The sequence below is a fragment of the Leptospira sanjuanensis genome (genome assembly GCF_022267375.1).
GTDB lineage: Bacteria > Spirochaetota > Leptospiria > Leptospirales > Leptospiraceae > Leptospira > Leptospira sanjuanensis.
Genome location: NZ_JAIZBH010000001.1, coordinates 933495 through 946919, shown reverse-complemented (window position 1 = coordinate 946919; position 13425 = coordinate 933495). Strand labels below are relative to the sequence as shown.

Below are 13425 nucleotides of genomic sequence, written 5' to 3'. Positions count from 1 at the left end.
TCGATTAGGACGTTTGTCCGGGAGTTTCGCTTGAAAAAGCAATTACAGTATTATTTTAGAATATTCTTATTTTCTATTTTTCTTTCCCCGTTTTCCATTTTCGCCTTGGATGTCGCTTTAACGGGAAGCGTCAAAGATAAGGAAGGGAATCCCGTTCCCAACGCTCGAGTTCTCATCCAAGAATCGAGAAAAAGCGCGGTTAGCGACGACAAAGGAGAGTTCGTCTTGGACCACGTTCCTCCCGGGAAATACACATTGATCGCGATCGCGAGGGGATATCATTCCGAATCCCTCTCCGTCACGATCGGTGAGAAGGACCAGAAGATTCAGTTCGCATTAGCAAAAAGTTCTCTTGACGAATCGGCGATCAACGTCACGGCAAAATCGACGATCTCGGACTTTTTGACTTCTCCGCAACCGATCACGGTTTTGTCGGGTAGACAACTCGATCGGCAACGCGGCGAAACCGCCATGTCCGCGATCAACAACACTCCCGGTGTTTCCAACCTAACCACGGGAGCCGGGACTTCCAAACCGATCATCCGAGGTTTGACGGGGCAAAGAGTTCTCGTCATGACCGACGGAATCCGCCAGGAAGAACAGCAGTTCGGGGACGATCATACGGTCGAATTAGACGCTTTTAATATTCAAAAAATTGAAATCATCCGCGGTCCGGGAAGTTTGCTCTACGGTTCGGACGCTCTCGGAGGAGTGGTCAACGTCATCCGCGACAAGGCTCCTCTCAGCGGAGAAGGCGTTCCGAGAATGGCCGGGATTTTCAATTCTAACAGTTATTCGAACAACAAACAGGACGCGGGCAATTTCGCCGTCTTCGGGAACATAGACGGTTTCGGTTATCGCGCCAGCTCGAACACGCGTAAAGCGGGAAGAATTACGACACCGAACGGAACGATTCCGAACACGGGTATGATCGAAAAAAACCAGAGCGCTTCGATCGGTCTCGACGGCAAATGGGGAAACTTTTACGTGGATTCGTTTCGAAGGGAACAAACCCAGGATTTATTCGACAATCCGAACGAAAATCCCGGATCCACGGTTCATCAAAAACTTCTGCACGAAAAATCAAATTTTCATTCTTTTCTAATATTCTCCGCAGGTAATCTGGAACTCGATTTTTCGTATCAGAGAAACAACCGTAGAGAAATCGAATCCAAAAACAAACTTCTTCCGATCAAGGACGTTCTTTTGGACGAATCCGTGGACGTTTTCGACAAATCCTTTCAATACTACCAGGCAACTTCCCGTGCGAAATACCAAGGATTGAATCTTTTTCTCGATACTGCGACCGCGGACGCTAAGTTTCATCACAAACCTATATTCAATTTTTTGAAAGGAACCTTCGGCGTTTCCGGTTTGGAACAGAAAAACAGAACGATCGGAACCGAACCCTTGATTCCCTCCTACGGAATCGTGAACGTGGCCGGTTATTTTTTGGAGGAACTCAAACTCGGTTCGGTTACGTTGAGCGCGGGAGTTCGAGGGGACAAACGATCGGCGGATATCCGCAACAACGCGGCTCTCGGAATCACGGAACAAACCAAAAATTATTATGCGACAACCGGTTCCGCGGGGCTCGTCTGGAGAATCGACAAATCGTTTTCGACGGTTTTAAACTACGGCCGAGGTTTTCGCGCCCCTACCCCGTTCGAACTTTTTTCCAACGGAGTCCACGAAGGGACCGGAAAATTCGAAATCGGAAAGGACACCCTCAAACCGGAATATTCGAATAACTTGGATCTGTCGTTCCGATACGCTTCTTCCCGGATTCAAACCGAGATCAGCGCATTTCAAAATCACATTCAAAATTTCATATATGCCGCAAGCATCGCGGAGATCGATCCGGAATCCGGTCTTCCGAAATACAAATACAAACAGGGAGACGCGATGCTCCGAGGGGGAGAATTCTCGATCCAAGCAGAAGTCACCCGCAAACTCGTTCTTTCCGGCGGGATCGATATCGTTCACGCTCGAAATCAGAACGACACGAATCCTCTTCCGAGAACGACTCCGAACCGCGCGCGCGCCGGTCTCCGTTGGACGGAGGAATCCCTTTGGGGCATGAAGAATTTTTACGTTTCGATCAACGGAAGATTTTACGATTCCCAATACCGGGTCGATCCCAAAGAAACCCCGAGCAAGGGTTACAATCTTACGGACATCGGACTCGGTTTCGAACTTCCGTATTTCGGAGACGGAACGTCCAAACCGACCGTCGATCTCAGCGTACAAAACGTATTCAACGTCGCTTACGTGGATCATTTGAGCCGCTACAAAGACTACGCTCTAAACCCCGGAATCAACGCGATCCTCAAAGTCTCGTTCCCGTTTACTGTCATTCAATAGGAGAAGAAGATGAAACAGTACATTCTAATATTCTTAATCGTTCCGGTTTTATTCTGTCAAAATAACAAGGAAGAATACGATCGGGATCAGGCGATCCGTCTTCTTGCGAGCGCGTTCAACGAAACGAAAGCGGATTGCGTCTATTGCACGGACACGCAGGCGTTCCAAGGAAACTGCACTTGTTTTACGGAAATTCCCGTTTGGAGCTGTCAGGGCTATTCTTCCGGAAGACAAAAATCCAACTCGATCAAGGTTTCCTGCGCCGAATTGACTTCGAAAGGAATTTGGACCGGAGACGCGGAAGCTTCTGAAGACGAAGAAGCTCCGAAAACGACGGGTGCGAAATCCTGTTCTTACTTGACTTGTCCTCTTGAAGCGTATCGAGCCGCATTTACTCCGGATGGAATGTAACACGACCTGTCGAGCGAGACGCTGAGTTAAAAGAGCGATTTAATCAAAATCCGAAGAAACATCCGCGTTGACTTCTGCGAAGCGGAAACGAAGCTCGATGCGTTAGGGATCGACGCGGGGTCAAGTTATTGAATTTTAAAATCCAAGTTTCAAATTCGAAAAATCTTACAATAACTTGACCGAAGCAGAGAGCCCGGTCCGCGCATGGATCGGTATTTTCTGCTTGTCTAGGATCGTATGCGCGGAAACGCCCAACCGTTTTTAGAGCGCGCAACGATCCTGATTTCAAAAACCGATTTACAATTTCCGTCCGCTCGTCGCAATGAAGCATATCATTTCACGCGGAGCCGTTTTTTACCATGCCTTACGTCAACTTACAAGTCGCCGGTCCTCTCACTCGCAAACAAAAAGAAGAGATCGTTAAAGAATTTTCCGAAACGTTGCATAGAGTAGCGGGAAAACCTCCCGAAGTCACATACATCGTCATCGAAGAAGTCGCCAAAGAAAATTGGGCGGTCGGCGGAAAACTGCTCGAATAAACTCTGCTTCTTTCGTTAAACAAACACAGGAGCCGGGACTTCCAATCCCGGACGAATCTATGTCCACGATCTTATTCTCCATTTCCAAATTAGCCACGCTCGTCTTATTTCCTTTGTCCTTGGTTCTTCTGATTCTTTTGTTCGTCGGAGCGAGGCTTAAGAACTGGAAGGAAAAATTCTCCGTTTGGATTCCGGTTCTTTTTCTTTGGATCTTATCCACGAGCACCGTTTCGCAAACTCTGATCCGATCCTTGGAGCTCTATTATCCCCCGGTTTCTTTGGAAAAAGTTCCGAAGGCGGACGTAATACTTGTGTTAGGCGGTATGGTTTCCACGTTGAGCGTTCACGACGAACCCGTGGAATTGTATAACACAGCCGAAAGACTCACCGAGACGGTCAGGCTTTACAACGCCAAAAAGGCTCCGAGAATTCTATTTTCCGGAGGGTCCGGAAATCTTTTTTATCAAGAAGTTCCCGAGTCGGAACCGGCCGGACGATTTTTAAAACAGATGGGAATCCCGAGTTCTTCCCTGATTCTGGAATCGAAAAGCCGAAACACGGCGGAGAACAAGAGTTTTGCGATGGAGTTACTCAAAGAACGCGGCTGGACTTCCGTGATTCTGGTGACTTCTTCCTTTCATATGAAACGTTCCGTGGAAATCTTTCAGGAAAAAGGGATCACGATCATCCCCTTTCCCACGGATTTTAGAACGCAGAAGGCGGTTTTGACGTTGGACAACTTTTTCCCTTCCACTTCCTGTCTCGAAAACTCCACGATTTCGATCAAGGAATGGATCGGAATTCTCGTTCACAAGATCAAGAATTCCTAAACTTCGATCGGTGCGGAATAAAACGGGGATATTTCCACTTTTCTCCCTCCATCCGCTCTGATTTCATGGTCTAAAACGAAAAACATTCGGAATTTTTACGATGAACATCAAATTTACGGTCCTCGCGGGAATCATTCTCGTTTCCCTCGGCTCCATCGCCTACTTCTCCTCCAAGGAAACCTCTTATACCTTGCTCGACGCTTCCGAGCTCGCCGCTTCCCCCGTCAAATACCAAGACGATCTTTTGAGAGTGAGAGGATTCGTGAAACTCGGCTCCGTGGTTCGTGAAGGCAAAACCGCAAAGTTTATCTTAGAATTCAACGAAAAGCAGATCCCTGTTTTTTTCACGGGAGAATCCCTTCTTCCAGACGCCTTTAAGGAAGGAACCCGTGCCAGAGTCGACGGTTATATGAAGGACGGCGTTCTCGTTTCCGATCACGTGGAAGCGAAGTGCGCCTCCAAATACGAAGCCGATTATTCGGAAGAAAACAAGTAAAAAGGATTCCAATTTTTTAATATGAATGATTTCGGCGCGCTCTGCATCATTACGTCCTTTGCAATCCTTCTTTTTTCGATCGCTCAAACCTCTTACGGAATCTGGAAACAGGATAAAAAAGCGATCGAATTGGGAAGATACACGTTGATGGCAAACACCGCCGTCATTCTTCTCGCGTTTACCGTTTTACTCGTTCAACTTTTTAGAACCGATCTTTCCAACTACTATGTGGTCATGCATTCCAACGAACACCTTCCGTTGTTTTACAGACTGACCGGGATTTGGTCGGGTTCCTCCGGTTCCCTTCTGTTTTGGAATCTCCTTCTTTCCCTGTTCACATTCATCGTTCTCTGGCAAACGAGAGAGTTCGTTCAGGATCGAATCCCGATCCTAAATCTCACGTTAGCCGTAATCGCGGCGTTCTTTTCGTATCTCGCCGTTTTTTATCCCGACGCCCAACCCTTCCGCGAGTTTCAACCCGCCGCGGTCGCAGGCCGAGGACTCAACCCTTTGCTGCAGCACTGGGCCATGGTCATCCATCCGCCGATTTTGTACGTGGGTTACGTGAGTTTTGCGATTCCGTTCGCGATCGCCGCTTCCGCTTTGATCACGGGACATCTTTCCGAAAACTGGTTTCGTTTCGTAAGAAGATGGACGATCTTTTCCTGGTTCTTTTTGGGAACGGGAATTCTCCTCGGTTCCAAATGGGCGTACGAAGAATTGGGCTGGGGCGGTTATTGGGCTTGGGATCCTGTCGAGAACGCTTCGCTTATGCCTTGGTTGTTATCCACCGCCTTTCTTCATTCCATGATCATTCAGGAACGAAGAGGAATGTTAAAGTTTTGGAATATGCTTTTGATCATCCTCGCGTTCCATTTCTGTTTATTGGGAACCTGGATCACTCGAAGCGGAGTTCTCGAAGGACCGCACAGCTTTTCCAAATCCACGATCGGAACTCCTTTCATCATCTACATCGGAATCAGTTTCGTTTTCTTTCTCGGCTTTTTGATATACCGCAGAAACGCCCTCAAGCCGGAACGCAATCTCGAAGCCATGACTTCCAAAGAGGGAAGTTTTCTTTTTAACAACTTTCTACTCGTGATCGCGACGCTCGCGATTCTGCTCGGCGTATTTTCCCCCCTTTTGTATGGAAGAGAATTCAAGGCGCCTTGGTTCAACTCTTGGGGTGTTCCGTCCGGAATCCTTTTGATTCTGCTCATGGGTTCGGCTCCTCTTCTTGCTTGGAGAAAAGGCGCGGACAAGATTTTCTTTTCCACTCTCTTCAAACCGTTGTTAGTCGGAATCGCCGGAGCGGGCGCATACGTTCTTTTTTACTCGCAGAACTTTACGATCAGCGACTACAGCCTCGGGGACGTGTTGGGCGAAGTTTATTCTGTGATCGCCGTCGGTCTCGGAATTTTTACGATCGCGGGAATCGCACAGGAATATCATCGGGGAATCACCGCGCGCAAGGCATCGTATCCCGGAGAAAATTATTTCTTTGCGGGCTTTCGTATGCTTCTCAAAAACAAAAGAAGATACGGAGGTTATCTCGTTCACTTGGCGATGGTGATTTTGTTTATCGGCTTTGCGGGGAACGCATTCAAACAAAACACGTCCATTAAGTTTTTCTACTTTTTGAACCCTCCGGAAAAGAACGAAATCGTCTATTCCAGTCAGGATACGGGAGTTCTCGGAAACTATCAGATTTCCGCGAACACTCTTAAGATCAAACCTCTCGTAAACGGGGACGCGAAGAACGGTCTGAACATTCAGAACGTGATCGTTTCCCACGAAGCCACGTTTCAAGTCAAACGTCATTTGAAAGAATTTTCCACGATGGTTACGGAACGAAGATTTTATCCGCAGATCTCGCATTTGAGCGGGGACTTTGAAACCCATATCCCCACAAGCGAACCTTCGATCACTTCCACACCGAAGGAGGATTTATACATCCAGCTCGGAGCCATCGAACATTCCGATCTCTCGGATGAAAATCCCGATCTTCCTCTTTTGTTTATGAATTATCTGTTCACGAGCGAGAATCAACCTGTACGCAAACTGGAGAATTTCAATCGTTTCCCGAGACAGATCGTAGCAAACCTTGAAGTCTGGGTAAATCCGCTCGTAAAATTCATTTGGGCCGGTTCCATTCTGTTCTTCTTGTCCGGACTTTTGATTCTTCTTCCCATCGGAGAATCCAGATCATGAAAACGGTATATTCTAAAATTATAATTCGATTTAAAAATTCCGTTTTGATTGCGGCCTTGTCCGTTTTGTCGATCCCGATTTTGACCGCGACCTTTATGCCCGGCGCGGCTTTCTCGGCCGCGTTCGCAGATTCCACATACACGAATCTGACGGAACCGGATCAGATCCGAACGTTTCACGAAGTCACCTCGAAAATCCGCTGCATCTGTATTCCTTCGATCACGATCAAAAGTTGTTCGTTTAACAATTGCACCGTCTCCGCAAAACTGAAACTGTTCATCGAAAACAGGATTCGAAAGGGAGAAACCGCGGATCAGATCGTTCACAAGATGGTCAACGGTTTCGGCGAAGAAGCTCTTACCGATCCGGTCATTCAAAAATTCGTGGAAGCCGGCAACACAGGAATGGCGAACTCGGTCGTGTTCGGATTCGGCGAGAATATTCTTGCGACCCCCGATTCCACCTGGATCAATCTGAGTCTGATCCTCGCGGGCTTACTCGGATTTCTTCTCATCTACTTATACTTCAAACGCAAAAGCCCGGCCTCTTCCGCAAAGGTAGAATCCGGTAAGGCCGCTCAACAAGGACAAGATTCTTTTCAAAGATATCTTTCCGAAATACAGGAAAAACAGAAATAATGGATCTTTTACTCATTCCATTTTACGTCATTCTGATCGGAATCGTAGTAGCTCCCTTCGTTTATATCCGATATGCGATCGACGCAAAGACCTCCGAAAGCGAATCCGAAAAACTCGAGCTCATCAATCGGAGAGAAGTGATTCTCGAAAACTTACGCGACATCAAGATCGAATTCGATACGGGAAAATTGACGGAAGCGGAATTTCAGACGATCTCCTCCGGAATTGTCAAAGATCTGGAAGACTTCGACGAAAAGATCCGTACGATCGCGCAGAACATTCCGAAACCTCAGGTTACTGCGGCCCCGAATACCGGCGAACTTCTTCCGAAATACTGTCATGAATGCGGCTTTAAAATCGAAATCTACGGAGCGAAATTTTGTCCTTCGTGCGGAACAAAACTGATCGCCTGACGAAAAACGGCGATCGCCGAACACCGGAATTGCGGGAACGGACCGCAACGGAACGCGCGCATACGCTGAAAGCGACGTATCATTCGGAATCGGCCGTTGTTCCCGACCAAAGATCCAATAAATTTTCGTTTTTTATAATATACTCATGCTTTTATTTTTGCTCGATCGTGTTTCTCGCAGGATGCACCGGCAAGAATCTCAAACTTCAAGGTGAACCCGATCGTTTATCCGAACTTCCGTATTACGGAGCGGGTTTTTACGTTTCCGCGTCCAAGGTGGAAAAGGACGACCTGGAAGAAATCCGAAAGGATTTGAAAAACGAACTCGCTTTACGCGTCCCGAAAGATCGAGTCGAACGCTGGAAAGAAGTCGGCGGTTTAAACGGCTCCGAAGGAATTTATATCCTGTTTCAAATCGTACCCGAAACACGTGTATTACCCGAATTTTTGGACTTTCAATTTTCCTTAAACGAAAAAACGGCCGAAAAAACTTGGAGCTATTACGTTCAAACGTTTACGGCAAGGGTTCGCAATTCCCGCTTTTCGGCGCTTCCCGTTTACGGAACGTTCGGTTATCCGTATCACACCGTTCCTCCGGGAGTTTATCCTTCGGGTGCGATTCTTTACGATTCGGACGTCGTCGCGGACACCGAACACGTCTATCGGTTTCTGATTCGTTTTCCGAAGGATTCTTTGAATCAAAAACCGCAGAGTAAGAATTACTTTCAGGTCGTTACGCCCGCCAAGTCCATTCTACGTTTCGAATATTAGAGTTTTAACGAGTTCCGAAATATTCCCCGGCGAGGCGTTTGTTCAGTTCTTCGTCGTTCATGTTCGAAAACGGAATTCCATACAAGGTTTTCCGATACGATTCCGATACGAACGGATAGGAAAAACCGGCCGGGAATCTCGTTTTAAAATTTCCTTTTCCGAATAAGGCGAAATCGAAGATCGTTTTCCAACGTTCCTTCGTCCAAAGACCCTCTTCGCTTAACAAACGCACTTCGTAATACAAACGGTCAAGCTCCGCGTTCGGCAGAGAAGCGGCCGTTTCTTCGATGTATTCCTTATATCCTTGCGGCAGTAAACGGATGTAATGACCCGGAAACCCCTTCCCCGGCAAACGCGCCAAAAAAGGATCTGTGATTCCCAAAAGATCGATCCAGTGAATACCCGGACCTCCGTAATATCCCGCTAAACCGACATTGGTCGTGATTTGCACCCTTTGCAATTCTTGAAAATCGGTTTGCGCATTAGAACGCGCGATTCCGATCGCATACTGCGCCCAAGGATGCGAATCGGATTTCATTCCGTGCAATCGCCCTTTCAAGGAAACGTTGTCTTGATACGAAGCGCGTTCGTCCACAACGCCTTTTTCAACCCGAACCGGAACGCGACGAAACGCATAGTGCAAAGGAGAAGTCGGGACCGATAAAAAATAAACACAGATAAAAGCGGCGATCGTCCCGATGGTTTTTACGTTCTTCCGATTCGTATCCGCGGTCCGCGGCAACCAAACAAGACTTTGAGCAAACACGGAAACGATCAAACAGGTTCCCAAAAATCTTCCGGCCATAAAATCCCCGCCGACCCAGAGAAGATAAACGAACACGATCGCAATTTCACCGAAAGCGATCGCCAAAATTCCTTTTTCTTGGCGGTTCCATTCGGGAGCCCAAGACTTTTTGTTAAGCGACACAAAGCGAGATAAAAGATTCAGGATCGGATCGACGACGATCCAAAACAAGTGAACGGCAAAAACGACTCCGGCGATCGGGTCCCATTTCAAACTGATTCTTAGATAATCCCATCCCGCGGCGATTCTTTCTACCAAGTTCGACAAAACGTTCGTCTTTGCATAAAACGTATTCGGAAAAAACGAGCCGAAATAAATCCAAGAAAAAATCAGATAAGCGACCCAAGGAAGCATTCCTAAAACGGAATATACTAAAAATGGAATACGGCGGCCTCGAAAGATTCTCCCGAAAAGGAGGAGCCAAGGAAGAATCAAAAAAAGAAGCAGATCCAAACGCGTCAACGCGAGCAAACCGGTCAACAATCCGATTTCGAAGGAATCGGTTTTGATCGAGTTCGAATCCGTCGCAGACTCGGTTTGAGCTTCGTTCCCTACATTCGATCGAAACGAAACGTCCGGCAAAAACGCGTTCCGCGATCGGATCGATTCGTAATTCGTATTCCGCAAAACCGCGAACTTCCGATCCGAATAAATCGCATAAAACTTTATCTGGAATAGCAGAAGGAGCAAAAACGACAACGGATTTTCCAAACCGGAAGAATTATAATCCACGAAAGTTCGAGAAGAGAAAAAGATTCCGATTCCGATCGCAGCCCCTAATATTCCGCGTTTCCATCTCGTAAACACAAACCAATACACTGACAAAAAAAGAACGCCGCAGACATAGGACAACAAGTAACCGGTGAGATCGATGTCGCGAACAACCCACTCGATCGGAATCAGCAGAAACAACCAAAGAGGATGTGTGTAAACCTGAACGCGTTCCAGAGGATTCCAACGAATTCCGAAACCGTTCAAGAAGTTATCAACCACTCGAAACGTAATGAACGAATCGTCGCTCAACCAAGCGCCGTGATAAAAGAGAAAGGCATAAAGACTAAGAACGAAAAGAAAGAGAATCGTATTTCCGGAAATTCTCTTGCGAAAGTCGATTTCCGGAAGATTCATTTTTAAGAATGGCGTTTGCGAAGTTCTTCCACGATGTCTTGAAGAGAGAGTCCCTGTTCCACGAGAAGAACCTGAAGATGAAAGAGAAGATCCGCCGCTTCGTGGGTAAGTTCTTTCTTATCCGAATTCTTAGCGGCGATGATGACCTCTCCGGCTTCTTCCCCCACTTTTTTAAGGATCCGATCGACTCCGCCTCGGAACAGATCCGCGGTGTACGATTTATCGGGAAGATCCTGTTTTCTTTTTTTGAGTATGTTTTCCAACTGTAATAAAAATTCCATGAACCCAGGTTTCCTTTCCAAAATCTGCCCCTAGTTTTCCGGGCATCCGCTCCGCCGACAACCGTATTTTTAGGATTCTCCCGAAAGAAAACGCTGGCTAAAGCGTTCGCGAAAGAGTCTTATGATTGAGAATGAAGAATCTACTGTTTCGCGCATCTTTCCTTTTGTTCCTCTGTTTTTGTTTTCCGATCTCCGCCGAAATCCAATGGGAAAAATCGGTGAAGACCGCCTTTGAAAAAGCGAAGACGAACGGCAAACCGATCTTTATCGATGTTTATGCGGATTGGTGCGGCTACTGTAAAACTCTCAAAAACGAGATCTATCCCAAAAAGGAAGTCCAAGCCGAACTTTCCAAGTTCGTAACGCTTTCCTTAGACGGAGATACGTTCCCGAACTTAAAACGCAAATACGGAATCAAAGGTTACCCATCGATACTTTTTCTCGATCAGAACGGAAGCCTGATCGACAAGATCACGGGGATGCCCGACGCGAAGATGATTCTCAAGTTGCTACGGAACGCATACGCGCGCAGGAACTTGGAAAAAGAATATCTCGATCAGCTGGCAAAAGATCCGAACGGAATCAAAACCAACTTTCAAGTCGGAGTTTATTATTTCGAAGCGAGAGAATACACGAAAGCGATTCAGTTTTTTCAAAAATCTCTCGATTCGAACGAAACGAAGAACGTCGATAAAAAACACGACGCATTATTCAATTTAGGAATTTCTTATCTCGAAACGGGAAATTTTAAATCCGCGCTTGCGACGTTCAACTCGTATGTTGCAAAATATCCGAGCGGAGATCTTTCCTCCATTCTTTTCTTTCGAGCAAACACATACGAAGAGTTGGGTCGAAAGGAAGAAGCCAAAGCGGATTACAAAAAGGTTATGGATCTTACCACGGATTTGGAAGAGAAGAAGGATCTTCAGATTCGAATCGACGCGTTAAATTAAGACCGCCTCATATCGAAGGAATGTTCCGGCTTCGCCGTTCAGCGCCTGACTTATGTGCGAAAGTCGTCAATCATCGGAGTCGAATAATTCGAATTTCGGTAGTTTTGCGAAGCCGATCGTAGGACGCATTCCATAAATCTAATCCTTTAAAAATGCGATTCCCCAATCTCTTACGTTTCCGGCTCCGAGCGTTACGAATTTGTCTCCGGGCTTCAAGGAATTCTTGAGTAAGGCGACCCCTTCTCCGATTTCTTTGGAAAGAATTTTGGGCGCGACCTTCATCGCGTCAGCGATGAGTTCCGTCGTTACTCCGTCGATCGGATCTTCTCCCGCGGAATAAATCGGCAGGAGATATACGGTTTCCCCGGTGTCCAAACTTTCCGCGAATTCTTTGTATAAGTTTTGAGTACGCGTAAATCGATGCGGTTGGAATAAGATCACGGCCCTTCCGTCCTTTTTCAATCCTTCCATGGATTGTATCACAGCCTTGATTTCGGTCGGGTGATGTCCGTAGTCATCGTAGACTTCGATTCCGTTTTTACTTCCCATATATTCCAGTCTTCTGCTGACTCCCGAATACTCCCGAATTTTTGCGACGAGTTCGGATAAGGAAGCTCCGATTTCGTAACAAGTTAGAATCGCAGCCAAAGCGTTCTTCAAATAGTGTTCGCCTGGATACTTTAAGGAAAACGAATATTCTTTTTCTTGAAACCGAAACGAAAGAATTCCGGAATCGATCGTGTAATACGCGATCCTAGACGAATCGTAATTCGATAAGAAGTTCCTTTCGGCGCCTCGGGCTTCATTCGTTCTCGATCCGCCGTTTTCCGCCTTTTGTGAGGAATCCCTTACGAAATCTCCTTTTGCGTTTTGCAAAGAACTTTCAAAGACGCCGTCCACTTTCGCAAAACCTAATATTTTAGAATGGTCGCCGACCAAAGTCAACGCATCCCGAATCCCGACATCGTCCAAATTCAGAATCAATCTCCGGGAAGCGCGCTCCATATAACGGGCAAACGCGGTCAAAAGATTCTCGCGTGTTTGATAATAGTCCAGATGATCCTCGTCCACGTTTGTGAGGATCCGAATCTCCGCAGAATGATTGTTGAATGTTCCGTCGGATTCGTCGGACTCGAACACTCCCCATTCCCCCTTGCCCCAAGCGCCGCCTTTTCCGTTTAAAAAAGCGACTTCTCCGCCGACCATAACCGAAGGAGACATGCCGCATCGTTCCATTAAGAACGCGGTCATCGCGGTCGTCGTCGTTTTGCCGTGGGACCCCGCGACCGAGATTTGTTTTTTTTCGGACATGACCCGATGCAAAACTTCGGATCGATGCGCGAGCGCGATCCCTTGTTCTCGAAATTTTTTGACTAAAGGATGAGAATCCAATCGGATCGCGGAAGAATACACGGCGAGATCGTAGTCGCCTACGGCGAGCGTATCGGATTTATGCAGCACGGTCGCGCCAGCTTCCACCAGCTTTTCAACGGTTGCCGAATGTTTTCCGTCGTATCCTGCGACCTTGAGTCCTTTGCTCAAAAGCAGAAACGCGAGCGAGGACATTCCCGAACCGCCGATTCCTA

At 47.0% G+C, this 13425-nt stretch carries 12 protein-coding genes and 1 pseudogene; 10 read left to right on the top strand and 3 right to left on the bottom strand.

Annotated elements, in window-relative coordinates; translation table 11 throughout:
- Positions 1 to 30: 30 nt before the first annotated feature.
- The 9 genes from LFX17_RS04265 (at position 31) to LFX17_RS04225 (ending at position 8672) form a co-directional block, all read left to right on the top strand.
- A complete protein-coding gene (locus tag LFX17_RS04265) occupies positions 31 to 2364 on the top strand; it encodes a TonB-dependent receptor (RefSeq protein WP_238745216.1) in 2334 nt (777 codons plus the stop codon).
- A 9-nt stretch (positions 2365 to 2373) separates the two neighbouring features.
- Positions 2374 to 2775, top strand: coding sequence for a hypothetical protein (locus LFX17_RS04260; protein WP_238729184.1), 402 nt, complete (start codon positions 2374 to 2376; stop codon positions 2773 to 2775).
- A 359-nt stretch (positions 2776 to 3134) separates the two neighbouring features.
- A complete protein-coding gene (locus LFX17_RS04255) occupies positions 3135 to 3314 on the top strand; it encodes a tautomerase family protein (protein WP_238729183.1) in 180 nt (59 codons plus the stop codon).
- Between the two features lie 59 nt (positions 3315 to 3373).
- On the top strand, positions 3374 to 4144 hold the full coding sequence (locus tag LFX17_RS04250; RefSeq protein ID WP_238729182.1) for a YdcF family protein: 771 nt from the start codon (positions 3374 to 3376) through the stop codon (positions 4142 to 4144).
- A gap of 100 nt (positions 4145 to 4244) precedes the next feature.
- Positions 4245 to 4640: a cytochrome c maturation protein CcmE domain-containing protein gene (locus LFX17_RS04245; RefSeq protein ID WP_238729181.1), complete on the top strand. Its 396-nt coding sequence runs from the start codon at positions 4245 to 4247 to the stop codon at positions 4638 to 4640.
- A 21-nt stretch (positions 4641 to 4661) separates the two neighbouring features.
- Positions 4662 to 6851 (top strand): heme lyase CcmF/NrfE family subunit, encoded by a 2190-nt coding sequence (locus LFX17_RS04240; protein ID WP_238729180.1) that lies wholly within the window; start codon positions 4662 to 4664, stop codon positions 6849 to 6851.
- A 95-nt stretch (positions 6852 to 6946) separates the two neighbouring features.
- On the top strand, positions 6947 to 7489 hold the full coding sequence (locus tag LFX17_RS04235; protein WP_406600695.1) for a cytochrome c-type biogenesis protein: 543 nt from the start codon (positions 6947 to 6949) through the stop codon (positions 7487 to 7489).
- Complete coding sequence (locus LFX17_RS04230; protein ID WP_238745212.1) at positions 7489 to 7902, top strand: zinc ribbon domain-containing protein; 414 nt, start codon at positions 7489 to 7491, stop codon at positions 7900 to 7902. Before LFX17_RS04235 ends, LFX17_RS04230 begins: the two co-directional genes overlap by 1 nt.
- 65 nt (positions 7903 to 7967) lie before the next feature.
- Entirely contained in the window at positions 7968 to 8672 is a 705-nt protein-coding gene (locus LFX17_RS04225; protein WP_240009281.1) for a hypothetical protein, read from the top strand.
- A 4-nt stretch (positions 8673 to 8676) separates the two neighbouring features.
- On the opposite strand, the gene LFX17_RS04220 is transcribed toward LFX17_RS04225, so the two are convergent.
- Both LFX17_RS04220 and hisE read right to left on the bottom strand, forming a co-directional pair.
- Positions 8677 to 10605, bottom strand: a complete 1929-nt coding sequence (locus LFX17_RS04220; protein WP_238745210.1) for a hypothetical protein — start codon at positions 10603 to 10605, stop codon at positions 8677 to 8679.
- A 2-nt stretch (positions 10606 to 10607) separates the two neighbouring features.
- A complete protein-coding gene (hisE, locus tag LFX17_RS04215; protein WP_238729176.1) occupies positions 10608 to 10886 on the bottom strand; it encodes a phosphoribosyl-ATP diphosphatase in 279 nt (92 codons plus the stop codon).
- 176 nt (positions 10887 to 11062) lie between these two features.
- Here hisE and LFX17_RS04210 point away from each other — a divergent pair.
- Positions 11063 to 11839, top strand: a pseudogene (locus LFX17_RS04210) (thioredoxin fold domain-containing protein); the annotation flags it as partial.
- 138 nt (positions 11840 to 11977) lie between these two features.
- Here the strand turns inward: LFX17_RS04210 and LFX17_RS04205 are convergent.
- The gene (locus LFX17_RS04205) at positions 11978 to 13405 is read right to left on the bottom strand and encodes a UDP-N-acetylmuramate--L-alanine ligase (RefSeq protein WP_406600694.1); all 1428 of its coding nucleotides are present in this window, start codon (positions 13403 to 13405) and stop codon (positions 11978 to 11980) included.
- Positions 13406 to 13425 lie beyond the last annotated feature (20 nt).

Coding starts and splice junctions, on each gene's coding strand:
- LFX17_RS04240 (WP_238729180.1), top strand. CDS start 4,662: ATGAATGATTTCGGCGCGCTCTGCATCATTACGTCCTTTGCAATCCTT.
- LFX17_RS04250 (WP_238729182.1), top strand. CDS start 3,374: ATGTCCACGATCTTATTCTCCATTTCCAAATTAGCCACGCTCGTCTTA.
- hisE (WP_238729176.1), bottom strand. CDS start 10,886: ATGGAATTTTTATTACAGTTGGAAAACATACTCAAAAAAAGAAAACAG.
- LFX17_RS04260 (WP_238729184.1), top strand. CDS start 2,374: ATGAAACAGTACATTCTAATATTCTTAATCGTTCCGGTTTTATTCTGT.
- LFX17_RS04205 (WP_406600694.1), bottom strand. CDS start 13,405: ATGTCCTCGCTCGCGTTTCTGCTTTTGAGCAAAGGACTCAAGGTCGCA.
- LFX17_RS04230 (WP_238745212.1), top strand. CDS start 7,489: ATGGATCTTTTACTCATTCCATTTTACGTCATTCTGATCGGAATCGTA.
- LFX17_RS04255 (WP_238729183.1), top strand. CDS start 3,135: ATGCCTTACGTCAACTTACAAGTCGCCGGTCCTCTCACTCGCAAACAA.
- LFX17_RS04220 (WP_238745210.1), bottom strand. CDS start 10,605: ATGAATCTTCCGGAAATCGACTTTCGCAAGAGAATTTCCGGAAATACG.
- LFX17_RS04235 (WP_406600695.1), top strand. CDS start 6,947: ATGCCCGGCGCGGCTTTCTCGGCCGCGTTCGCAGATTCCACATACACG.
- LFX17_RS04245 (WP_238729181.1), top strand. CDS start 4,245: ATGAACATCAAATTTACGGTCCTCGCGGGAATCATTCTCGTTTCCCTC.